The 22668-nt window shown below is 70.5% G+C and carries 21 protein-coding genes; 8 read left to right on the top strand and 13 right to left on the bottom strand.

The features are described 5' to 3' along the window. Position 1 precedes the first annotated feature (1 nt). Positions 2-3460 carry a response regulator gene (locus C7H73_RS14675; RefSeq protein WP_193483929.1) on the bottom strand — a complete coding sequence of 1153 codons (3459 nt, stop codon included), beginning with the start codon at positions 3458-3460 and terminating at the stop codon, positions 2-4. A 199-nt stretch (positions 3461-3659) separates the two neighbouring features. Between C7H73_RS14675 and C7H73_RS14680 the strand changes: the two genes are divergently transcribed. Together C7H73_RS14680 and C7H73_RS14685 are read left to right on the top strand one after the other, a co-directional pair. Further along, a complete protein-coding gene (locus C7H73_RS14680) occupies positions 3660-4241 on the top strand; it encodes a DJ-1/PfpI family protein (RefSeq protein WP_106847332.1) in 582 nt (193 codons plus the stop codon). Between the two features lie 79 nt (positions 4242-4320). Beyond that, positions 4321-4692: a ribbon-helix-helix domain-containing protein gene (locus tag C7H73_RS14685; RefSeq protein ID WP_106847333.1), complete on the top strand. Its 372-nt coding sequence runs from the start codon at positions 4321-4323 to the stop codon at positions 4690-4692. A gap of 206 nt (positions 4693-4898) precedes the next feature. On the opposite strand, the gene C7H73_RS14690 is transcribed toward C7H73_RS14685, so the two are convergent. The 8 genes from C7H73_RS14690 to glmS form a co-directional block, all read right to left on the bottom strand. Next, positions 4899-5207, bottom strand: coding sequence for a hypothetical protein (locus C7H73_RS14690; RefSeq protein WP_157948358.1), 309 nt, complete (start codon positions 5205-5207; stop codon positions 4899-4901). Positions 5208-5345: 138 nt separating this feature from the next. Next, the gene (locus tag C7H73_RS14695) at positions 5346-5984 is read right to left on the bottom strand and encodes a class I SAM-dependent DNA methyltransferase (protein ID WP_106847335.1); all 639 of its coding nucleotides are present in this window, start codon (positions 5982-5984) and stop codon (positions 5346-5348) included. Further along, complete coding sequence (locus tag C7H73_RS14700; RefSeq protein WP_106847336.1) at positions 5956-6723, bottom strand: PIG-L deacetylase family protein; 768 nt, start codon at positions 6721-6723, stop codon at positions 5956-5958. The genes C7H73_RS14695 and C7H73_RS14700 overlap by 29 nt, the downstream gene beginning before the upstream one ends. Further along, positions 6711-7757: an acyl-CoA dehydrogenase family protein gene (locus C7H73_RS14705; protein WP_227001363.1), complete on the bottom strand. Its 1047-nt coding sequence runs from the start codon at positions 7755-7757 to the stop codon at positions 6711-6713. The genes C7H73_RS14700 and C7H73_RS14705 overlap by 13 nt, the downstream gene beginning before the upstream one ends. Further along, entirely contained in the window at positions 7754-8425 is a 672-nt protein-coding gene (locus C7H73_RS14710) for a glycosyltransferase (protein WP_106847337.1), read from the bottom strand. Before C7H73_RS14710 ends, C7H73_RS14705 begins: the two co-directional genes overlap by 4 nt. Before the next feature lie 228 nt (positions 8426-8653). Then, on the bottom strand, positions 8654-9796 hold the full coding sequence (corA, locus tag C7H73_RS14715; RefSeq protein ID WP_106847338.1) for a magnesium/cobalt transporter CorA: 1143 nt from the start codon (positions 9794-9796) through the stop codon (positions 8654-8656). A 223-nt stretch (positions 9797-10019) separates the two neighbouring features. After that, positions 10020-10277 (bottom strand): putative hemolysin, encoded by a 258-nt coding sequence (locus C7H73_RS14720; protein WP_106847339.1) that lies wholly within the window; start codon positions 10275-10277, stop codon positions 10020-10022. A gap of 203 nt (positions 10278-10480) precedes the next feature. Further along, on the bottom strand, positions 10481-12379 hold the full coding sequence (gene glmS / locus C7H73_RS14725) for a glutamine--fructose-6-phosphate transaminase (isomerizing) (RefSeq protein ID WP_106847340.1): 1899 nt from the start codon (positions 12377-12379) through the stop codon (positions 10481-10483). A gap of 144 nt (positions 12380-12523) precedes the next feature. On the opposite strand from glmS, the gene C7H73_RS14730 reads away from it, so the two are divergent. The 3 genes from C7H73_RS14730 to C7H73_RS14740 all read left to right on the top strand — a co-directional run bounded on the left by C7H73_RS14730 (position 12524) and on the right by C7H73_RS14740 (position 14457). After that, on the top strand, positions 12524-13039 hold the full coding sequence (locus C7H73_RS14730) for an Lrp/AsnC family transcriptional regulator (protein ID WP_106847341.1): 516 nt from the start codon (positions 12524-12526) through the stop codon (positions 13037-13039). 87 nt (positions 13040-13126) lie between these two features. Continuing rightward, positions 13127-14119 carry a DnaJ C-terminal domain-containing protein gene (locus C7H73_RS14735; protein WP_106847342.1) on the top strand — a complete coding sequence of 331 codons (993 nt, stop codon included), beginning with the start codon at positions 13127-13129 and terminating at the stop codon, positions 14117-14119. A gap of 5 nt (positions 14120-14124) precedes the next feature. Then, complete coding sequence (locus C7H73_RS14740) at positions 14125-14457, top strand: chaperone modulator CbpM (RefSeq protein WP_106847343.1); 333 nt, start codon at positions 14125-14127, stop codon at positions 14455-14457. 102 nt (positions 14458-14559) lie between these two features. Here the strand turns inward: C7H73_RS14740 and C7H73_RS14745 are convergent, their stop codons facing one another. The 3 genes from C7H73_RS14745 to C7H73_RS14755 form a co-directional block, all read right to left on the bottom strand. Continuing rightward, positions 14560-15309: a sensor histidine kinase gene (locus C7H73_RS14745; protein ID WP_106847344.1), complete on the bottom strand. Its 750-nt coding sequence runs from the start codon at positions 15307-15309 to the stop codon at positions 14560-14562. A 7-nt stretch (positions 15310-15316) separates the two neighbouring features. Then, positions 15317-16753 carry a bifunctional UDP-N-acetylglucosamine diphosphorylase/glucosamine-1-phosphate N-acetyltransferase GlmU gene (gene glmU / locus C7H73_RS14750; protein ID WP_106847345.1) on the bottom strand — a complete coding sequence of 479 codons (1437 nt, stop codon included), beginning with the start codon at positions 16751-16753 and terminating at the stop codon, positions 15317-15319. A 141-nt stretch (positions 16754-16894) separates the two neighbouring features. Then, on the bottom strand, positions 16895-17275 hold the full coding sequence (locus C7H73_RS14755) for a DUF2917 domain-containing protein (protein ID WP_106847346.1): 381 nt from the start codon (positions 17273-17275) through the stop codon (positions 16895-16897). 136 nt (positions 17276-17411) lie between these two features. Here C7H73_RS14755 and C7H73_RS14760 point away from each other — a divergent pair, with 136 nt between their 5' ends. Beyond that, the gene (locus C7H73_RS14760) at positions 17412-18404 is read left to right on the top strand and encodes a LysR substrate-binding domain-containing protein (protein ID WP_106847347.1); all 993 of its coding nucleotides are present in this window, start codon (positions 17412-17414) and stop codon (positions 18402-18404) included. A gap of 91 nt (positions 18405-18495) precedes the next feature. On the opposite strand, the gene tyrS is transcribed toward C7H73_RS14760, so the two are convergent. Beyond that, positions 18496-19728 carry a tyrosine--tRNA ligase gene (gene tyrS, locus C7H73_RS14765; RefSeq protein ID WP_106847348.1) on the bottom strand — a complete coding sequence of 411 codons (1233 nt, stop codon included), beginning with the start codon at positions 19726-19728 and terminating at the stop codon, positions 18496-18498. 205 nt (positions 19729-19933) lie between these two features. Between tyrS and C7H73_RS14770 the strand changes: the two genes are divergently transcribed. Then, positions 19934-21301: a M23 family metallopeptidase gene (locus C7H73_RS14770; RefSeq protein ID WP_106847349.1), complete on the top strand. Its 1368-nt coding sequence runs from the start codon at positions 19934-19936 to the stop codon at positions 21299-21301. After that, entirely contained in the window at positions 21301-22461 is a 1161-nt protein-coding gene (locus C7H73_RS14775; RefSeq protein WP_106847350.1) for an anhydro-N-acetylmuramic acid kinase, read from the top strand. The genes C7H73_RS14770 and C7H73_RS14775 overlap by 1 nt, the downstream gene beginning before the upstream one ends. Positions 22462-22668 lie beyond the last annotated feature (207 nt).

Raw genomic sequence — 22668 nt, forward strand, 5'->3', positions numbered from 1 at the left:
GTCACTTGGGCATCCACACGCGCAGCAGCGACAGGAGCTTTTCCACGTCCAGCGGCTTGGCGATGTAGTCGCTGGCACCGGCGGCCAGGCACTTTTCCTGGTCGTCCTTCATGGCCTTGGCGGTAAGCGCGATGATGGGCAGGCGCCGCCACTGGGCGCGCTTTCTGATCTCGCGCATGGCCGTCAGGCCGTCCATCTCCGGCATCATGATGTCCATCAGCACCAGGTCCACCGGCGGGCGGCCTTCGCTGCCGGCGCGCTCCAGCGCCTGCAGCGCCTCGCGGCCGTTGCGCGCGATCTGCACCTGCACGCCCGTGGGCTCCAGCACGCTGGACAGGGCGAACACGTTGCGCACGTCGTCCTCGGCCACCAAGATGGTGCGGCCCTCGAAGGCTTCGTCGCGGGCCCGGGCGCGCTGCAGCAGGCGGCGCCGGTCGTCGGGCAGCGACGACTCCACCTGGTGCAGAAACAGTGTGACCTCGTCCAGCAGCCGCTCGGGCGAGCGCACGTCCTTGATGATGATGGACTTGGAAAAGCGCCGCAGCTCCTGCTCCTCGTCGCGCGACAGCGAGCGGCCGGTATAGACGATGACGGGCGGGAAATCCATGCCTTCCTGCGCGGCCATCTCCTTGAGCAGCTCGTAGCCGGACAGGTCGGGCAGGTTCAGGTCCATGACCATGCAGTCGAAGCTGCCGGCGCGCAGCAGCTGCAGCGCTTCCTGCGCCGTGGCGGCGCTGGCGATCTGCACGCCATCGGCCGCGAGCAGCTCGCACATGCTCTGGCGCTGGCGCTCGTCGTCCTCCACCACCAGCAGGCGGCGCATGCTCTGGGTGAACTTGGCCTCCATGCGCTGCAGCGCCTCCACCAGCTCGTCGCGCTGCACGGGCTTGAGGGCGTAGCCGATGGCGCCCTGCTCCATGGCCTTTTGCGAGTAGTCGGCCACCGAGACCACGTGCACCGGGATATGCCGCGTGGCCGGGTCGCGCTTGAGCTGGTCGAGCACGCCCAGGCCCGAATAGTCGGGCAGGTTCATGTCCAGCAGCACGCCACTGGGGCCGAATTGCAGGGCCGCGTCCAGGCCCTCGCGGCCGGTGCCGCAGACGATGCACTGGAAATCCATCTCGTGCACCAGCTCGTACAGGATGCGCGCGAAATACGGATCGTCCTCGATCACCAGGATCAGGCGGCGGCTCGGCTCGATCCGCTCGCGGTCGTCGGGCGTCGCCTCTTCGACGGACACGGGCCCGGGCGCGGCCGACCCCTGGACAGCCGGGGCGCGCCGGGGCGCCGCAGGCGGCGCAGCCAGCGGCATGGGCAGCGGCGCCACGGCCGGCATGGGCGCCATGGCGGGCGCGGCCAGCGGCAGCGTCAGGGTGAAGGTGCTGCCCTTGCCCAGCGTGCTGTGCACCGAGATGCTGCCGCCCAGCAGGTCGGCCAGCTTGCGCGAGATCGACAGCCCCAGCCCGGTGCCGCCGTACTTGCGGTGCATGCTGCCGTCGGCCTGGCGGAACGCCTCGAACATCTCTTCTTGCTGGTCCGGCGCGATACCGATGCCGGTGTCGCTCACGGACAGGCAGACCTGTTCGTCGCCGCCGCGGCGGATGCGCAGCGCCACTTCGCCCCTGTCGGTGAACTTCAAGGCGTTGAACAGCAGGTTCTTGAGGATCTGCGCGATGCGCTGCGCATCGGAGGCGATGCACTCGGGCGTGTCCGGCTCGATCGTCACGTGCAGCGCCAAGCCCTTTTCCTGGGCCATCGGCCGCAGCGGGTCGACCACGTCGCGCGCCAGCTTGGCCAGGACCACGTCGTCGATGTCCATGCGCGTCTGGCCGGCCTCGATCTTGGACAGGTCCAGGATGTCGTTGATGAGGGCCAGCAGGTCGTTGCCGGCGCTCTGGATGGTCTGGGCGTAGCGCACCTGCTCCGGCGTCAGGTTGCCGTGCTTGTTGTCCGCCAGCAGCTTGGACAGGATCAGGCTGGAATTGAGCGGGGTGCGCAGCTCGTGGCTCATGTTGGCCAGGAACTCGCTCTTGTACTGGCTGGCGCGCGACAACTCGTCGGCCTGCACCTGCATGGTGTCCTGCGTGCGCAGCAGCTGCTCCTTTTGGTATTCCAGCTCCTGCGTTTGCTCCTCCAGCTGGGCGTTGGATTCCTCCAGCGCCGTCTGCTGCGACTGCATGAGCGTCTGCGACTCCTGCAGGGCGCGGCTTTGCTGCTCCAGCTCCTCGTTGCTCACGCGCAGCTCTTCCTGCTGGGCCTGCAGCTCTTCGGCCTGGCGCTGGGTTTCGTCCAGCAGCGCCTCCAGGCGCGTGCGGTCCATGGCGCCGCGCACGGCCTGCGCCAGTTGCTCTTCGGCGCGGCGCAGGAACTCCAGCCCCTCCTCCCCCAGCGTGGAAAACAGCCCCAGCTCCACCACGGCCAGCGTCACGCCGCTGAGCCCGATGGGCAGGATGACCAGCTCGGCCGGCGTCGCCCGGCCGGTGCCGGAGCTCACGGGCAGGTAGTCCGCCGGCACGTCGCGCACGTGCATGAGGGCGCGCGACTGCAGCGCCTGGCCCAGCAGCCCCTCGCCCGGGCGTACCACGTCCGCCCCGCTGCCGGGCAACAGGGCATAGCCGCCCAGCCGCTCGTAGGTGCCATGCCCCTGGGTGACGTACATGGCCCCCACCTTGGCGTGCAGCCAGTAGGCCAGGTATTCAACGACGGCTGGAGCCAGCTCATGCATGCGCTGCTCGCCCTGCACGCGCGCGCCCAGGCCCACGATGCCGCTTTTGATCCAGCTCTCGCGCTCGCGCGTACGGTAGTCCGACAGCGCCAGGGCTCCGGCGCCGCAGATCAGCGCCAGCAGCAGGCCCGTGCTGCCCCAGACCAGGTAAGTGGCAATGCCGAATTCGTTTTCCCAGACGGTGCGCCGCTCCTGCAGCGCTTCGCGCTCGGCGCTCAGCAGGTCGCGCACCACGGTGCGCAGGCTCTCCATCGTCACCCGCCCTTCCGAGCTCATGATGGCCAGCGCCTCGTTGCCCCGGCCCTCGCGCTGCAGCGCGATCATGCGTGCCAGCTCTGCCATCTTCTTGCCGGCCAGGCCCTGCAGCTGATCGAAGCGCTGCTTCTTGACGAGCGAGCCGTGGTTGATCTTGCCCAGCTTGTCCAGCTCCACCGGCAGCGCCGCCTCGGCCACCGTATAGGGTGACAGGAGTTCCTCGTTGCTGGTCAGCAGGTAGCCGCGCTGGGCCGATTCGGCATTCTTGATGTGTGCCCACACCAGCTGCACCTGGGCGATGGCGTCCACCGCGGCGTTCATCTCATTAACGACCTGGGCCCGGTCTTCGCTGGAGCGCCAGGTCAATACGGCAATCATCATGGCGGCAACGGCAGCCACCACGAAACCGGACAACAGACGGAAAGGCAGGCCCGTGCCCGGCCGAATGGAAGGCCGGGGAGGAAGGGAGGAAGCTGGCATTTGTGACTTCTGGTAAATCGCGCTGCGCGATGATAGAAAGCGGCCGAATGTCTGTTTGTAGGGCAATGCCGCATGGCGCATCGGAGACGCGCTGCTTGCGCCGCGGCGGCATTTGCTGTAGTAGCGGGCTAACACCCGCCGGGCGGCAGTGCATCCAACAATGCCTGAGCCTAAACCCAAAGCTACAGGAGACACAGAGATGCCAGGCAAGAAGATTTTGATGATCTGCGGCGACTACTGCGAGGACTACGAGACCATGGTGCCGTTCCAGGCGCTGTGGGCCGTGGGGCATACGGTGCACGCCGTGTGCCCGGACAAGCAGGCAGGCGAGCACATCAAGACGGCGGTGCATGACTTCGAGGGCGCGCAGACCTACAGCGAAAAGCCGGGGCACAACTTCACGCTTAACGCCACGTTCGCCGAGATTCGCCCCGAGGACTACGACGCGCTGGTGGTGCCCGGCGGGCGCGGCCCGGAATACCTGCGCGGCTACCCGGCAGTCTGCGCTGCCGTGCGCTATTTCTTCGATACCAACAAGCCCGTGGCCACTGTCTGCCATGGCGCGCAGCTGCTGGCCGGCGCAGGGGTGCTCAAGGGCCGCCATTGCTCGGCCTACCCGGCCTGCCGCGCCGAGGTGGAGCTGGCAGGCGGCACCTACGTCGATATCGCCGTGGACAAGGCCTTCACCGAAGGCAATCTGGTCTCGGCCCCGGCCTGGCCGGCCCACCCCGACTGGATCGCGCAATTCCTGGCCCTGCTGGGCACCCGCATCACGCTCTGAGCGGCGCTGCGCCACCCTAGAGCCACAGCACAATGCCCATGGCGGCGGCAGCAAGGCTGCGGCCGCAAGGAGAGCCCCCATGTGCCAGGTATTCATCAGCGCCGACCCTGCCCTGTACGACAGCCGTGCCCGCTCCGTGCGCCTGCACGGCGTAGCCACCAGCATCCGGCTGGAAAACCTGTTCTGGCAGGTGCTGCAGGAGATTGCTGCGCGCGACGGCATGACGGTGCCACAGCTGTGCGCGCGGCTGCATGATGAACTCACGCACGAACGGGGGCAGGTGGAGAACTTCGCCTCCTTCCTGCGCGTGTGCTGCGGCCGCTACCTGGCGCTGCAGCTGTCGGGCGGCATTCCGCGCAACCGGCGTATTTCCATCCGCAGCCTGGACGCCGCGCAGGTGCTGGCGGGCGAACGTGCCGAAGAAACCGTGTCGTGCCTGCGCCTGGCCTGATCGCTTCCGACCTGCTGCCCTCAGTGGTGAGCGGGAGGATCGGAAACCGGTGGCTCCGACGGCTGGGCGGGCGGGTCTTCCACAGGCACCGGTGACGGCCAGGGCTGGATGGGAGGCATTGGCGGCACGCCGGGCTGCGGCGTGGGGACGGAGGAAAGGCACTGCCCTGCCCCAGCTAGGCCGGTGATGATCGACATGCCGGATCCTCAGGGGATGGAGGGGTGTGCGGGCGCGTCCGAGCTGTCGTCGCGCACGGCGGTCTGCGGCTGTGCCAGCAGGTCCGCACGATTGGCATAGGTAGCGGGATCGCCCCCCGCGCCAAAGCGTCGGGGCCGGTCGCCCGTGCCCGGGTTGGCGCGGGCCGACTCCTGGGCGTCGCGAGGGTCGATGCGCATGCCGTACTGGGTGAAATGCCCGCGATCGCGCGCACGATCGCGCTGCTCCGCGTCCAGCAGGGCCTGCACCTGGGGATCGGCGGGAGTGGCTGGAGAAGAAGGCGTGGTGGTTTGTGTCATGGCGAGGGCTCTCCGAAAGGCAGCAGTCAGGCTGCCGGGTTGGACGCAGAAGGCCCATCGTGGCAGCCCGGGCGGCGTTACAGGCTTCCTGGGGGCTGCATGCGGCTGTCAGACAAGGACGCCGCATTGCCTGCCCGCTCACAGCCGGCCCTCGCCCGCGGCGATGCTGGACGCTTCGCTTCGTGTCCAGACCTCCAGGACGAAATCCGCGTCCCGCAGGGCCACCACGCGGCGCAGGCCCAGGGCGGCGCCCAGCCGCCGGTGCACCTGTCGCCCCGTCAGCGCGCAGCCTTCGATGGGATGGACCCAGTGACAGGCCAGCACCGCCCCCTCGCTGCGCAGCGACGAGCGTACGTGGCCAGCCAGTGTCTCGATCTGGGAGGGGTGCAGGTAGTACAGCAACTCGCTGAGCACCACCAGGTCGAACGCCCCCGGGGGCCACGGCGCCGGCACCTCGGCCTGCTGCAGCCGCACATGCGGGGCATGGCCCCGCAGGCGGCTGCGCGCGGTCGCCAGGGCCTGGGCCGAGCAGTCGGTGGCCAGCAGGCGGTCACAGCGCCCGGCCAGCTCGGCCGTCAACAGGCCTTCGCCGCAGCCGGGCTCGCAGGCGCTGGCATAGCGGACGCGGGGCAGGCTGGCCAGCACCAGGGCGCGCTTGCGCTGCTCGTACCAGCTGCCCTGCATGGCCCAGGGGTCGCTGCGCTCGCCATACAGGGCCTCAAAGCGCTGCGCGTTCCAGCCGGCCGGCTCAGGACGCGTAGATGAAGAAATACTCATGGGGCCAGAGCGCGCGCTCGAGGATGGAGGAGTCCAGCACCGCCGGCAGCGAGGCGGAGCGGGGCGAGAGCTGCGACTGGTGCGCCTGCAAGGCCGCAGCTTTGCACATGCGCGCGAGCGCGGGCGCGCCCATCGCATACAGCTGATGCCAGGGAATGCGCGGCATGGCCGGCTCGGCCCAGTGCCACATCCATACCGGGGCCTGCAGCAGAGGCAGGGACAGGCGGCGCGCGACGTCCATGGCCACGCGGCCACAGCATTCGTGGTCGGGGTGGCCGTCCAGGTGCCAGGTCGTCACCAGCGCATCGCCGGGCCGCAGCAGGGCCAGCAGCGCGGCATGCAGGCGCGCCCCCGCTTCGGCCACGCCGCCGTCGGGCAGGTGCAGCGGCGTCATCGGCATGTGACCCAGCCCCAGTCGCACCAGGCCCTCGCGCCGCTCGCGGCTGCGCAGGGCATGCAGGTCCGGCGGGGGCAGGTCGGCCTGGGAATGGCTGGCCTCTCCGTCCGTCACGCCCACCAGGTGCAGGGCCCCGCCGCACGCGGCATGCTGCTGCATGAGCAGGGCGCAGGCCAGCACTTCGTCGTCGGGGTGCGGCGCCACCACGACCAGCCGGCGCGCAGGGTCCACCAGCGGCCCTTGCAGCGCGGGAACGTGGCGCGACAGCCAGGTTTGCCAGCGGGCCGAAGGCAGCTGCGGGGCCCCGATGTGGCGCGCCGCCGCGTCGTTCACAGAGCCCACGGCGCCTCCCCGGCTGCGAGCAGGGCCTGACCCAGCGCCGCGTCGTCGCGCGCGCCGTGGCTTTGGCGGATGAAGACCGCCAAATCTGCCGCGTGCCGGGCAAAGCCGCTATCGCGGCACAGGGGCGTGGCGCCCAGGGCGCGGGTGACCTCGTCCAGCACATGTCGCGCCGCCGCCTCTACCGCCTGGCGCACGCGCAGCGCCTGGCAACGGGCGTCGCCCTCGGGGTGGGCGTCAATCCACCGGGCGGCCTCGCGCAATAGCGCGGCCGAGCCCGCCAGCGCCACATCCACCTGGCCCAGGGCGGCCTGCTGGTAGGGCGCGCCGGGGCGCCCGTCGCTGGTGGCGGCAGCCGTGTGCAGCGCCCGGGCGATGCGGCGCGCGCCACCCCACCAGCAGGCGGCCACGCCGGCGCCGCCCTGCCAGAACCCGGGCCGATTCACATAGGCTCCGGGCGCGCCCACCGGCGTGACCGGCACAGCGTCGAACTGCACCGTGGCGCTGGCGCTCGCAGCCATGCCCACGGCCATCCATTCGCTGCAGGACATGGAAATGCCCGGCTGGCGCAACTCCACTGCCACCAGCTGGGGCTGCTGGGCGTGCGCGCGCCAGGCCGTCAGCAGCGCGTGGCTGACCTCCTGCGCTCCGGAGCACCAGGCCTTGGTGCCGCTGATGCGCAGCTGGCCGTCTGCGCCCTGGTGCAGCTGCACCCGGGCGCCGGGCACCTCCGCCGCCCAGACGGCCCAGGTGGCACCCGCCTGCGCTGCCAAAGCCGGGGCCGCCAGCTCCTGCACGATGGCCAGCGCATCGGCATGGCCCTCGTACAGCTTGGCCAAGGACAGGTCATGCTCGCCCACCTGGGCCAGCATGCGCCAGCGCTGCAGCGTGGCCCCGCCGGCCGGCCGGGGCGGCAAGGGCAGGCCGGCTGCCACCAGCCGGCGCAAGGCCTCTCCCGGCGTAGTGCCCGGCGGGCAGCAGTGGTACAGGCCGGCGGTCAGGTCCGGGGACTGCAGGGGTAGCTCGTCGCGCCTCATGCCGCAGCCCCTTGCGCGCTGTGGCACAGCGCCGCCAGGCAGGCACCAAAACCTTCGGGCGCCCGGTAGTCCAGGCGCGCGCTGGTGCGCACGCGCGGGCGGTTGGACCAGGCGATGCGCGCCCCGCTGGCGGCCAGCGCCTGCACCAGGGCCACATCCTCGTGCGAGCGCAGGGGCGCGAAGCCCCCAACCCGCTGATAGGCCTGCGCGCACACACCCAGATTGGCGCCGTGGATGTGGCGATGCTCCGGCCGGTCGTGGTAGGCGGCCAGGTAGCGCTGGCGCACACCGCGGCTGTAGCCCGCCCAGCTGCTGACCTGCACCGTGCCGCAGACGCAGTGGGCCGCTTCGGCCAGCTGTGCGGCGATCCATTCAGGGCCCACCTCGCTGTCGGCATCGGTGAAGCTGAGCCAGCGTGCCCCTTGCTCCAGCGCCCGCGCGGCGCCCAGGGCGCGGGCCTGGCCGACGTTGCGGCCGTCCAGCCACACCACCTGCACGCCGTGGGCGGCGGCAATCGCGCCCGAGCGGTCGGTGCAGGCGTCCAGCGCCACGATGGTCTGAACCCTCTCGCCCGCCAAGCGGGGGTGTGCGGCCGCGCGCGCCACCGAGCGCAGGCAGGCAGCGAGGCAGCGCTCTTCGTCATGGACGGGAACGACCACGCCGATCATGCGAGCCCCATGCGGCGGACGGATGCGAACAGGTTTCGGTGCATTTTTGCTTCTTTCCACGCGGGTGGCGGCGCAGGCGGCGCCGGCAGGCCATCGTAGAAAGCAGGCGGCCGTCCGCCGTGTAGGACAAACCAAGGCCGCCGATGCGCCTTGTGGCCTGACCTCACGTCGGCAGTTCGCGGGCGCGGCGCACCGGCCAGCGCTGCACTGCAGGGGGAGCGCCGCGCGCTACAGCCAGTGCTTGCGCCGGAAGTACGCCAGCATGCCGCCCACCACCACGGCCATCACCCCCAGCACGTAAAGGTAGCCGTAGCGCCAGTGCAGCTCGGGCATGTTGAAGCGGCTGTCGGTGTCGAAGTTCATGCCGTACAGCCCGGTGATGAAAGTCAGCGGCAGGAAGATGGTGGCGACGATGGTCAGCCCCTTCATGATGTTGTTCATGCGCTGGCTCACGGCCGACAGGTACACATCCAGCAGGCTCGAAGCCATCTCGCGGTAGGTCTCGACGAAGTCGATGATGACCACAGCGTGGTCGTGGCAGTCGCGCAGGTACACGCGCGTGCTCTCGTGGATGAACGAGGCGTCGTCGCGCATCAGTGCGGCGATGGCCTCGCGCTGCGGCCACCAGGCGCGGCGCATCACCACCAGCTCGCGCTTGGCGTAGTGCAGCTTGTTGCGGGCCTCCTGGTCGGCGTCCAGCAATATCTCGTCCTCCAGCCCTTCCAGCTCGTCGCCCAGGTCGTCCAGCAGCGGAAAGCCCGAGTCCACGATGGTGTCCAGCAGCGCGTACAGCAGGTAGTCGGCGCCCAGGCGGCGGATCTTGCCGTTGGCGCGCAGGCGCTGGCGCACGGGCTCGAACACGTCGCTGGCGCCGTCGTTGATGCTGACCACGAAGTTGCAGCCCAGGAACAGGCTGATCTGGTCCACGCGGCAGGCGCCGCCATCGCCTTCGGCATCGCGCTCGCGCTGCACCAGGTTCAGGATGACGAACTGGTGCGCGTCATAGGTTTCGGCCTTGGCGCGCTGGCCGCGGTGCAGCACGTCTTCGAGCGCCAGCGGGTGCAGGCCGAGCGTCTCCTTGAGGCTTTGCAGCTGCTGCGGACTGGGCAGGCCCTGCAGGTGCAGCCAGACCACGCGCTGGCCGTCGGCCATGGCAGCCGCGGCGGCATCGATGCTGGCGCCCTGCTGCTCGACCACTTCGCCCTCGCTGGCGTAGTGCATCAGCCACAGGTGCGCCGGCGGCAGCGCCGCGTCGTCCTGGGCACTGGCGACAGATTCGAGCGAACCTGGCGGGGCGCCCGGGCGGTTGTTGCGACGGCGAAAGGCTTGGCGGCGCAGGGCGCGCAGGCGGGTGGTGACGGGGTTTTTCACAAGGGTCTGCCTCTGAGGCGGTCAGCGGTGCGGCGGCGGCGCGGCAAGGCAAAACACCGCAGGAGCCGAGCAGCCGCGTGGATGGCAATCAGCATACCTGGCGCGAAGCCAGTGCCCGGCGCAACGTATGCGTCAAAACAGGCTCCAAGGCTTGTACAGCAAGCGCTGGCAGCTATGGTTTTTGATGACTGCGCGTGAAGCGGCGCACGGCGTGGGCGCCTCCTCACTGGTTTGAATGGTCGCGCCGAAACAGCTCCCACTCCTCGACCACTGTGCCATCCGGAAGGTGGCACAGGCCCTGCTCTGCGCCCATGCGCTTGACGATCTCCAGCCTGCCGCCCCGCTGCGCGCAGTACACCGACGCCGGATTGGCCATGCCCACGGCCGGGGACGGGACCGGGGGTGCGGCGCAGCCCGCAAGCGCCGCAAGCGCCACGGTGCTGGCGGCGAAGAAGGTCCAGGAGGCGGCAGGGTTGGTCATGGCATTTCCTTGGGATGACTGGATGGGGCGCTTGCGGTACACAGCCTGCGCCGGCCCAAGAGCGCAACGGTCATTCGACCGTCACGCTCTTGGCAGAAAGGCTTGTGCCGCCCCATAACTTCGCTGCGCGAAGTGAGCGGCGTCCAAGCCGCGCAATCTGGGCGCTGCGCGCAGCGGCTGCGCCTCTTCCAAAAGCGTGGCGGTCACTCGACCGTCACGCTTTTGGCCAGGTTTCGCGGCTTGTCCACATCCGTCCCTCGCGCGCAGGCCGTGTGGTAGGCCAGCAGCTGCAGCGGCACCACGTGCAACAGCGGCGACAGCGGACCGCCGTGCTCGGGCATGCGGATGACGTGGATGCCCTCGCTGCTGTCGATGTGCGTGTCGGCGTCGGCCAGCACGTACAGCAGGCCGCCGCGGGCGCGCACTTCCTGCATGTTGCTCTTGAGCTTTTCCAGCAGCGCGTCGTTGGGCGCCACCGTCACTACGGGCATCTGGTCGGTGACCAGCGCCAGCGGGCCGTGCTTGAGCTCGCCGGCCGGGTAGGCCTCGGCGTGGATGTAGCTGATCTCCTTGAGCTTCAAGGCGCCTTCCAGGGCGATCGGGTAATGCAGCCCGCGGCCCAGGAACAGGGCGTTTTCGCGCCGGGCGAAGTCTTCGGACCAGCTGATGATCTGCGGCTCCAGCGCCAGCACGGCCTGCAGCGCCACGGGCAGGTGGCGCAGTGCCTGCAGGTGGCGGGCCTCGTCTTCTTCCGACAGGCGGCCCTGGGACTGGGCCAGCGCCAGGGTCAGCAGGAACAGGCCTGCCAGCTGCGTGGTGAACGCCTTGGTCGAGGCCACGCCGATCTCCACCCCGGCGCGCGTGACGTAGGCCAGCTCGCACTCGCGCACCATGGCGCTGGTGGCCACGTTGCACACGGTGAGCGTGTGGCGCATGCCCAGGCTCTTGGCGTGGCGCAGCGCGGCCAGGGTGTCGGCCGTCTCGCCGGACTGGCTGATGGTGACCACCAGCGTGCGCGGGTTGGGCACGCTGGTGCGGTAGCGGTATTCGCTGGCCACTTCCACCTGCGTGGGGATGCCGGCGATCGCCTCCAGCCAGTATTTCGCCGTCAGGCCGCTGTAGTAGCTGGTGCCGCAGGCCAGGATGAGGACGCTGTCGATCTCCTTGAACACGCGCCAGGCGGCGGCGTTCGCGCCGTCGAACAGCTCGGGCACGATGCCCTGCACGCCCTCCAGCGTGTCGGCCAGGGCGCGCGGCTGCTCGAAGATCTCCTTTTGCATGTAATGGCGGTAAGGCCCCAGCTCGGCCGCGCCGCTGTGCGCGGCCACGGTGCGCACGGGGCGCTGGCTGGCGTCCAGGCTCTGGCCATCGGCAGTGGTGATCCAGTAGCGGCCCAGCTGCAGGTCCACCAGGTCGCCCTCTTCCAGATAGACGATCTGGTCGGTCACGCCGGCCAGGGCCATGGCGTCGCTGGCCAGGAAGTGCTCGCCGCCCTCCAGCCCCACGCCCAGCACCAGCGGCGAGCCGGCGCGCGCGCCCACCACGCGGTGCGGCTCGTCGCGGTGGATGACAGCAATCGCAAAGGCACCGTGCAACTGCCCGGTGGCGGCGCGCACGGCGGCGAACAGGTCGCCGTCATACAGGCTGTCCACCAGGTGGGCGATGACTTCCGTGTCGGTCTGGCTGGAGAACACGTAGCCGCGCGACTCGAGCAGCCGACGCAGGCTCTCGTGGTTTTCGATGATGCCGTTGTGCACCAGCGCTACGCGGCCGGCGCGGGTGGCCTCGTCCGGCGCGGCGCCCGGGCCGTGGCTGAAGTGCGGGTGCGCGTTGTGCATGTGCGGCGCGCCGTGCGTGGCCCAGCGGGTGTGGGCGATGCCGGTGGCGCCCTGCAGGTCGTCCTGCGCCACCTGGGCCAGCAGCTCGGCCACGCGGGCGGTGCTGCGCGCGCGCACCAGGCCCGCGCCGCTGCGCCCAGGCAGGCTTTGCGCGTGGATGGCCACGCCGCAGGAGTCATAGCCGCGGTATTCCAGGCGCTGCAGGCCCTGGACCAGGATGGGAACGATGTTGCGCGTGGAAACCGCGCCGACGATGCCGCACATGGGTGAATGCCTCCGAGAGCAGAAAAAGCAATGACCGGATGCTAGGAAGCGCTGTGCGAAATTTGTCCTCTATTTCTGCATCTTTTCGGCGTTGAATTTCAGAAAATGGCACTGATGAAATATTCGATCGCCTAACATGCTTGCATGCAAGAGAAAATCACGCTCGACGCCATTGACCTGCAGCTGCTCGACCAGCTGCAGCGTGACGCCTCGCCCAGCAACCAGGACCTGGCCCGGCAGGTGGGGGTGTCGCCCGCCACCTGCCTGCGCCGCGTGCGCCGGCTGCACGAGTGCGGGCTGATCGAGCGCCAGGTGGCGCTGGTGCAGCCCGAGCGGCTGGCGCAAGTGCTGGGCCACGGCCTCACGGTGATCGCCGAGGTGTCGCTGGACCGCCAGGGCGCCGAGCATCTGGACGCCTTCCAGGCCCGCGCCGTGCAGGATGACGCTGTGCAGCAGTGCTGGCGCGTCTCGCCCGGGCCGGACTTCGTGCTCATCGCCCAGGTGGTGGACATGCCGGCCTGGCTGGCGCTGTCGCAGCGCCTGTTCACGCAGGACGCCAATGTGCGCAACGTGCGCGCCTTCTTCGCCACCCAGCGTGCAAAATTCGAGACAAAACTGCCTCTGGCGCCCGCCAGTCAAGCGCAAGGAGCTATCAAATAAACAGCATCCGCATTCCCAGCGTTGACCTACAGCCGGTGCGCCGCCGGCTCACTACAGTGGTCGGCAGCTGCCACCCATGGAGGATGCATGGAGTTCAAGGACTACTACAAGACGCTGGGCGTGGCCAAGGACGCCACGGCCGACGACATCAAGAAGGCCTATCGCAAGCTGGCCCGCAAGTACCACCCCGATGTGAGCAAGGAGGCGGACGCTGCCGCGCGCATGGCCGAGGTGAACGAGGCCAACACCGTCCTGTCCGACCCCGAAAAGCGCGCCGCCTACGACCAGCTGGGCCGCAGCGCGCCGCACGGGGCAGGCAGCGGCGGCCAGGGCTTTCGCCCGCCGCCCAACTGGGACGCGGGCTTCGAGTTCACCGGCGCGCCCGGCGGCGCCGAAGGCATGGACAGCGCCCAGTTCAGCGAATTCTTCGAAGAGCTCTTCGGCCGCACCGCCCGCGGCCAGGGGCCAGGCCGTGCGCACCGCGCGGGCGGCGGCGCAACGCGCGAGCAGCGCGGCAGCGACCACCACGCCCGCATCGAACTGGACCTGGCTGACGCCTACCTCGGCGCCGAGCGCACCTTGTCGCTGCGCGGCGCGCGGCTGGACGCGCAGGGGCACCTGGTCAATGAAGAGCGCCAGCTGCAGGTGACCATCCCCAAGGGCGTGCGCGCCGGCCAGCTGATCCGCCTGGCCGGCCAGGGCGCGCCGGGCGCGGGCGGCGCCCCGGCCGGCGACCTGTTCCTGGAGGTGGAGTTCAAGCCCGATGCGCGCTGGCGCGCCGAGGACCGCGACGTCTATCAAAGCGTGCCCGTCGCCCCCTGGGAGGCCGAGCTGGGCGGCGCCATCGAGGTCACCACCCCGGGCGGGGCGACGGTGGAAGTCACCGTGCCCGCGCGCTGGAAAGCGGGGCGCAAGCTGCGCCTCAAAGGGCGCGGCATTCCCGCCGCCACGCCGGGCGACCTGTACCTGGAGCTGCACGTGGCCTTGCCCCCGGCCACCACCGAGGCTGAAAAGCAGGCCTGGCGCACCTTGGCCCAGGCCTACCCATCGTTCAACCCGCGCCGCACGCAAGGAGGCTGACCGCCATGCCAACACCCCACACTCCCGCCAGCGCCCTGGCCGAGCTGCTGGACGAGCGCGGCCCCTTGAGCCTAGACGAACTGGCCCGTGCCTGCTGCATGGCCCCCGGCTGGGTCAGCGAGCGGGCCACGGCCGGGCTGCTGCAGGGCGACCAGGCCGGCAGCAGCTGGCATTTCTCCAGCACCACCGTGGTGCGCGCCCGCCGCCTGGCGCGGCTGGAATCGACGTTCGACGCCGACCCGCAGCTGGCCGGCCTGACGGCCGATTTGATCGAGGAAGTGAACGCCCTGCGCCAGCGCCTGCGCCAGCTGGAGGCGCAGCTGGGGCTGGGCGGGTAGCGGCGCTCCTCTCAGGGCGGCGTGGCAGCACCGCCGTCTGGGCCCCTTGGGGCGGTTGTGTGGGGGGCGTTGAGCGTTTTGCTTGGACACCCACCCAACGCTCTATGCCGCCGGCCAGTCCAGCTGCACCGTGCAGCCCCCGCCGGGTTGGGCCGTGGCGCTGATGCGCGCGCCGTGGCGCTGGGCAATGGCCTGGCACAGCGCCAGGCCGGCGCCCACGCCTTCGAATTCCGACTCGCGGTGCAGCCGCTCGAACACGCCGAACAGCGGGCCGGCGCGTTCGGGTTCGAAGCCGGCGCCGTTGTCCTGCACGGCGATGTGCACGCGCTCGCCCTGGCGCTGCGCCCGCACGGCGATGCGGGCCGGCTCGCGCCCGCGGGTGAACTTGAGCGCGTTGGCCAGCAGTTCGCGCAGCAGCTGGCGCAGCAGGGCCGGGTCGGCCTGCACGGCGGGCAGCGCATCGTCCACCTGCCACTGCACGGGGCGGCCGGCCTCGCTGGCGGCCAGCAGGGTACGCGCCTCGTGCAGCGCCGCACTCAGGTCCACGGGCTGCAGCTGCAGCGGGGCGCGGCCGGCGTCGGCGAGGGCGCGCAGGCCGTCCAGCATCAGCGCCATGCGGCGGGCGGACTGCTCCATGGTGGCCACGCAGTCCTGCGCCTCGGCCACGGTGTCCTCGGGCGGCAGCTCGGCCAGCAGCTCGCGCACCAGCGTGCCGTAGGAGGTGACGTGGCGCAGCGGCGCGCCCAGGTCGTGCACCACGCGCTGCATGAAGGCGTCCTGCGCGGCGGCCATGTCGGCCAGTTGCTGGCGGGCCTGCGCCAGCTGCTGCTGCAGGGCCTGGGTGTCTGCCATGGCCTTGTCAGCCCTTGGGCTGCTTGGCTGGGCGCTTCCAGCCGGCCAGGCTGACCTGCTTGCCGCGCGCCACGGTCAGCGCGCCGGGCGGCGTGCTCTTGGTGACGGTGGAGCCGCCGCCCACGGTGCCGCCGGCGCCCAGGGTGAGGGGCGCCACCAGCACGCAATTGCTGCCCACATGCACGTCGGCCTCGATCACGGTGCGGTGCTTGTGGGCGCCGTCGTAGTTGGCGGTGATGCTGCCGGCGCCGTAGTTGACGCGCTCGCCCACGGTGGCGTCGCCCAGGTAGGCCAGGTGGTTGGCCTTGGCGCCGTCGGCCAGCGTCGAATTCTTGACCTCGACGAAGTTGCCGATGTGCACTTCGCGCCCCAGCTGCGCGCCCGGGCGCAGCCGCGCGAAGGGGCCGACCAGCGCACCGTCCCCCACCTCTACGCCCGCGGCCTCGCCGTCGATGTGGGTGTAGGGGTGGATGACGGCGCCAGCGCCGATGCGGGCGTTGGCGATGTGGCAGTAGGCGCCGATGCGCGCGCCCTCGCCGATCTGCACGCGGCCGCTGAAGAGGCAGCCCACATCGATCTCCACGTCCTGGCCGCAGGCAAGTTCGCCGGGCGCGCCGCTGCGCACGTCCTGGCGCAGGTCGAAGCGCGCCGGGTCGGCCAGGCGCACGCCCTGCTGCTCCATCAGCCGCGCGGCCTGGCGCAGCTGGTGGGCACGCTCCAGCTCGGCCAGCTGGGCGGGGCTGTTCACGCCGGCCACCTGCAGCGCATCGTCAATGCAGTGGGCGGCCACGGGCACGCCGCCAGCCACAGCCATGGCGACGATGTCGGTCAGGTAGTACTCGCTCTGGGCGTTGTCGTTGGCCAGGCGCGCCAGCCAGGGCGCGAGCAGCCGGCCGGGCACGGCCATGATGCCGCTGTAGATCTCGCCGATGGCGCGCTGCGCGTCGCTCGCGTCCTTGTGCTCGACGATGCGCTGCACGGCGCCATCCGGCCCGCGCACGATGCGGCCGTAGCCGGTGGGGTCGGGCAGCCGCACGGTGAGCAGCGCCATGCGGTCGGGGCCGGCCGCGGCCACCAGGGCGGCCAGGGTGCCCGCCTGGGTCAGCGGCACGTCGCCCGACAGCACCAGCACCAGGCCGTCGCCGGCCAGCAGCGGCACCGCCTGCTGCACGGCGTGGCCGGTGCCCAGCTGTGGCTCCTGGCGCACGGTTTGCAGGTCAAAACCGGCGCCAGCGCCCTTGGGGCCTGCGCAGGCAGCTTCCACTTCGATAGCAGCGTGGCCCGTTACCACCACCACGCGGCGGGCCTGCAGGCAGGCTGCCTGGTCCAGCACATGGTGCAGCAGGGGCCGGCCGGCCAGGCGCTGCAGCACCTTGGGCGTGCGGCTTTTCATGCGCGTGCCGCGGCCGGCGGCCATGATGATGATGTCGAGGGGCGCTGTCATGGGGAAGGAGTCAGGGTTGCAGGCAAGGCCGCGCGGCGCGCGAAACGGGGATTATCGGACGCCCTGCCGGCTATCAAAAACCATAGCTACCAGCGTTTGTCTGGCAATGGTTTCAGCCCGATTTGACCCTAAACCCGGCCTTCAGGCCCCGCAGGCCTGTGGCTGGGCGGCGCAGGCCGCCGGGCGCGCGGCCGGGGCATCGGCGCCGGCGCGGCGCCACTGGTAGTGCAGCGGCTCGCCGCCCAGGGGCTCCAGCACGGCCTGCTGGCCGGCCTGCACCTGCAGGCACTGGCCGGCATGCAGCAGCGCATCGCCCGAGGCCTCCAGCCAGCCGCCGGGCCCGGTGCCCAGGGTGACCCAGGCGCGCCCGCGCAGCACGCGCAGCTGCATGGCCGCCGCAGCGCGCAGGCTGCGGGCCTGGTGCAGCTCCAGCGTCTGCACCTCGGCACCCGCGGCCAGGCGCACGGGCTGCGGCGACGATTGTTGCGATTCGGGAACAGATACGGAAGCTACGGCGGTCATGGCACGCTCCAAAAAAGCCTTGGGTGTGCCTGCAGTGTGAAACTGCGCGCCTGGGGCGTCCAATGAATTGCGATGCCCGGATAGATTCCCGAACTGCATCAATCACTGCCCCAGCACCCGCTTTCCAGGAGCCTTTATGAGCACGCCGCCCGCCGCCGCCCTGCCCATCACCCACCTGCGCACCCGGCCCGTGGCCGCGGGCCACTGGCGTGCGTTCTTGGCCGTGGCGCGGCACCTGAACTTTCGCGCCGCGGCCGAGGAGCTGGCGCTGACGCAGTCCGCCGTCAGCCGGCAGATCCAGGCGCTGGAGGACGAAGTGGGTGTGCCGCTGTTCCTGCGCCACACGCGGGCGGTGGAGCTGACCAGCGCCGGCGGCCAGCTGCAGCGCGCCGTGGGCCCGGCGCTGGAGCGGCTGGACGCGGCCGTGCGCCAAGTGCGCCTGGCGGCGGGGCGGCGCAGCGTGGCCATCACCACCTGGGCAAGCTTTGCGTCGATGTGGCTGATCCCGCACATGGAGGAATTCCAGCGCGACCACCCGGACATCGACATCCGCATCGACGCCAGCGACGCCATCCAGGACCTGGAGACGGCCGACGTGGACCTGGCCCTGCGCTCCAGCATCCCCGGGCACGCCGGCCCGGGCGCGCAGCGCCTGTTTGGCGAGCAGCTGGCGGTGGTGGGCAGCCCCTGGCTGCTGGGCAGCATGCCGCCCATCGCCACGCCGCAGGACGTGGCGCGCTTCACCCTGATCGAGGCCGGCGACGCGCACCGCATGCCCTACTTCGAGTGGATCACCTGGCGCCGCTGGTTCGGCGTGCACGGCCTGGAGCGGCTGCAGCCCAAGCGCTGGCTGTACTTCAACTACGCCCAGCAGATCGTGCAGGCCGCGCTGGCCGGCCAGGGCCTGGCGCTGGCGCGCATGCCGCTGATCGCCGAGATCCTGGCGCGCGGCGACCTGGTGGAGGTGCTGCCCGGCCACCGGCTGGACTCGCCCCTGGTGTACTGGCTGGTGCCGGGCCCGCGCGGCGCCCAGCGGCCGGAGGTGCAGGCGTTTTGTGCCTGGCTGCTGCTGCAGGCCGAGGCGACGCGGCTGGCGGTCGGCGAGCCGGCGGCGCAGCAGGGCGGCTGAGGCGCGGCGCCGCTCCTGATTTAATAGCTTCCAGCGCTTGACTGGCAAGCGCTAGAGGCCGATTTGACTGATATTGTGGTCAGTCAGTCAGTCAGTCCAGCAGCACGCGCGCGAACTTGCGCTTGCCCACCTGCACCACGCAGCTGCCGGCTTCCAGCTTCAGGCCCTTGTCGCTGACCACCGCGCCATCGATGCGCACGCCGCCGCCGTCGATCAGGCGGTTGGCCTCGCTGCTGGAAGGCGCCAGGCCCGCAGCCTTGAGCAGCGCCCCGATGGACAGCGGCGCGCCGGACAGGCGCACCTCGGGGATGTCGTCGGGAATGCCGCCCTTGCTGCGGTTGTGAAAGTCCTCGTGCGCCGCATCGGCCGCGGCCGCGCTGTGAAAGCGCGTGGTGATCTCGCGGGCCAGCATGACCTTGGCGTCCTTGGGGTTGCGCCCGCCCGCCACCTCGGCCTTGAGCGCCGCGATCTCCGCCAGGCTCTTGAACGACAGCAGCGTGTACCAGTCCCACATCAGCGTGTCGGAGATCGACAGCACCTTGGCGAACATGCTGTTGGCGTCCTCGGTGATGCCGATGTAGTTGTGCTTGGACTTGGACATCTTGTCCACGCCGTCCAGGCCGACCAGCAGCGGCATGGTGAGCACGCACTGCGGCTCCTGGCCCCACTCCTGCTGCAGGTGGCGGCCCATGAGCAGGTTGAACTTCTGGTCGGTGCCGCCCAGCTCCAGGTCGCTCTTCAGGGCCACCGAGTCGTAGCCCTGCAGCAGCGGGTACAAAAATTCGTGCAGGCTGATGGAGCTGCCGTCCGTGAAGCGCTGGTGGAAGTCGTTCCTCTCCATCATGCGGGCCACGGTGTACTTGGCGGCCAGCTCGATCATGCCGCGCGCGCCCAGCTGGTCGCTCCACTCGCTGTTGTAGCGGATCTCGGTGCGCGCAGGATCGAGCACCTTGGCCGCCTGGGTGTAGTAGGTCTCGGCGTTTTGCTTGATCTGCTCGGCGGTGAGCGGCGGGCGCGTGCTGTTGCGCCCGGACGGATCGCCGATCAGCGTGGTGAAGTCGCCGATCAGAAAGATGACCCGGTGGCCCAGGTCCTGCAGCTGGCGCATCTTGTTGAGCACCACCGTGTGGCCCAGGTGGATGTCGGGCGCCGTGGGGTCCAGCCCCAGCTTGATGCGCAGCGGCTGGCCGGTGGCCGCCGAGCGGGCGAGCTTCTTGGCCCACTCGTCCTGCGGCAGCAGTTCATCGACGCCGCGCAGCGACACTTCAAGCGCCTGTCCTACGTCGCCGGTCAATGGAAATGTTGTAACAGCAGCTTGATTCATAAGGGTTTCCAGGGGTGTCTGCAGGACGACGCCGACTATACTTGCGGGCATTTTGCAGCGGGGGATTCTAGTGGCCTGCCCACTTTCCCGGCCTTTGCGCCCTTTAGCCGCACCTTGATTTCCGCCTTGCTTCCCGCCTCCACGCTGCCCCGAGCCGCAGCACCCGAGGGGCCCGGAGGCATCACAGCCTGGGGTAAGACTCTTGTTGAAAAACAAACTGACCGCCGCCTGCGTGGCACTCCTTGAATCCGTCGCACGCACGGTTCGTCAGCACCCGAAACGCATCACCGCCGCCTTGGGCGCCGTGCTGCTCACCGGCGGCGGCGGCGCCTTTGCCGTGGCCTCGCTGGCACCCGACCCGGCGCAGCTGCCCGTCAGCACTGTGCTGGAAGAAGTCGACTCCCTGGCCGAGGGCAGCACCCTGGCCAGCCTGCTGGACAGCATGCCCAGCTACTCGCTGTACCGCTCTGACGTCACGCGCAGCACCGACACCCCGGAAAACCTGCTGGAGCGCATAGGCGTGGCCGACCCGGCCGCCTCCGCCTTCCTGCGCGGCAACGACCTGGTGCGCCAGAACCTGCTCGGCCGCGCCGGCCGCTCGCTCACCGCCGAGGCCACCGACGACCAGCGCCTGCAGCGCCTGACGGCGCGCTGGGCGCCGGACGAAACCCCCAACTTCAAGCGCCTGGTGGTCGAGCGCGGCGCGGACGGCACCTTCAGCGCGCGCATCGAAAGCGCCCCCCTCACGGTGGGCAGCCGCCTGGCCGGCGGGGTCATTCGCAGCTCGCTGTTCGCCGCCACCGACGCGGCCAACATCCCCGACGGCGTGGCCGTGCAGCTGGCCGACATTTTCTCCAGCAGCATCGACTTTCGCCGCTCGCTGAGGAAGGAAGACCGCTTCTCGGTGGTCTATGAGACGCTGGAAGCCGATGGCGAGCCGCTGCGCAGCGGCCGCGTGCTGAGCGCCGAGTTCCACAACAACGGCAAGACCCACGACGCGCTGTGGTTCCAGGAGACGCCCCAGTCCAAGGGCGCCTACTACACCCTGGAAGGCCAGAGCATGCGCCGCGCCTACCTGACCTCGCCGGTGGCCTTCACGCGCATCTCCAGCGGCTTTTCCATGCGCATGCACCCCATCCAGAAAACCTGGCGCGCGCACCTGGGCACCGACATGGCCGCTGCCACCGGCACGCCCGTGCGCACCGTGGGCGACGGCGTGGTCGAGTTCGCCGGCGTGCAAAACGGCTACGGCAACGTGGTTTATGTGAACCACCGCAACCAGCACGTGACCGTGTACGCCCACCTCAGCCGCATCGACGTGCGCAAGGGCCAGTCCATCGACCAGGGCGACACCCTCGGCGCCGTCGGCTCCACGGGCTGGGCCACCGGCCCCCATCTGCACTTCGAATTCCGCGTCAACGGCCAGCACCAGGACCCGATGAGCATCGCCCGCCAAAGCGAGGCCGGCCAGCCTATCGCAGGCGCGGCACGCAAGGCCTTCGAACAGCTGGCCGGCAACATGCGCGTGCAACTGTCCGCCGCCTCGCAGACCCTGCAAGCCAGCGCCGAGTGATGTCCGCGGGCACCCGCCCGGCGCAGCAGCCCGCAGAAGCTGCCACCGCCCAGTGGTACATCGGGCTGATGTCGGGCACCTCGCTGGACGGCGTGGACGGCGTGCTCGCCGAGATTTCAGAGTCCGGATGCGCCGTAGCGCGCCATGCATCTGCGCCGCTAGCTCCTGAATTGAGAGCAGAGCTGCTCGCACTGAACACCTGCGGCGACAACGAGCTGCACCGCGCGGCCCTCGCCGCCAGCGCCTTGGCACGCACCTATGCCGGCGTGGTGCACGAACTCCTCAGCCAGTCCCGCCTGCCCGCCAGCACCGTGCGCGCCATTGGCGCCCACGGCCAGACTGTGCGCCACCAGCCCGGCCTGCACGACGGCACCGGCTACACCCTGCAGCTGAACAACCCCGCCCTGCTGGCCGAAGCCACCGGCATCACGGTGGTGGCGGACCTGCGCAGCCGGGACGTGGCCGCCGGCGGCCAGGGCGCCCCGCTGGTGCCCGCCTTTCACCGGCGCGCGTTCGGCCAGGCGGGCCAAGCCGTGGCCGTGCTCAACATCGGCGGCATCGCCAACCTGAGCGTGCTGGGCGCGAGTGGCGCGACCACGGGCTTTGACTGCGGCCCCGGCAACGCGCTGATGGACCACTGGTGCCAGCGGCACCAGGGGCGCCTCTACGACGAGGACGGAAGCTGGGCAGCCAGTGGGCAGGTGCTGCCCGCTCTGCTGCAGCTCCTGCTGGCCGAACCCTACCTGGCGCTGCCGCCCCCGCGCAGCACCGGGCGCGACCTGTTCAACCCGGCCTGGCTGCAGCGCTGCCTGCAGGCCGCGGGCGCGTCGCAGGCCCGGCCGCAGGACGTGCAGGCCAGCCTGGCGGAGCTGACGGCCCGCGCCTGCGTGCAGGACATGCAGCGCCATGGCGCGGGCGCGCGACTGCTCATCGTCTGCGGCGGCGGCGCGCTCAACGGCCACCTCATGCGCCGGCTGCAGGCCCTGCTGCCCGGCGTGCGCGTCGAATCGTCCGCGCACCACGGCCTGCCGCCCCTGCAGGTGGAGGCCGCTGCCTTTGCCTGGCTCGCCCGCCAGTGCCTGCACGGCCTGCCCGGCAACCTGCCCGCCGCGACGGGCGCACGCGGGCCACGCGTGCTGGGCGCCATCTACCCGGCCTGAGGAAGAAGTCGCCCGGGGCAAAGACATGGTTTCGCACCAGCTGCCTGTGATGAGCGGCACTGCCGGCCGGCGCGGAGCAAGCGCCCATCGCGCCGCTGCAGATCCACGCTGCCACCCTGCCCGCCCGGCGCATGGCAGCACCACGCCAGTGCAAGGCAGCAAGTGACGCTCCACCAGTTCCAGGCCGATCAAGGCTGCATGGTCAGC

Source organism: Pulveribacter suum, assembly GCF_003013695.1.
GTDB classification, from domain to species: domain Bacteria; phylum Pseudomonadota; class Gammaproteobacteria; order Burkholderiales; family Burkholderiaceae_C; genus Melaminivora; species Melaminivora suum.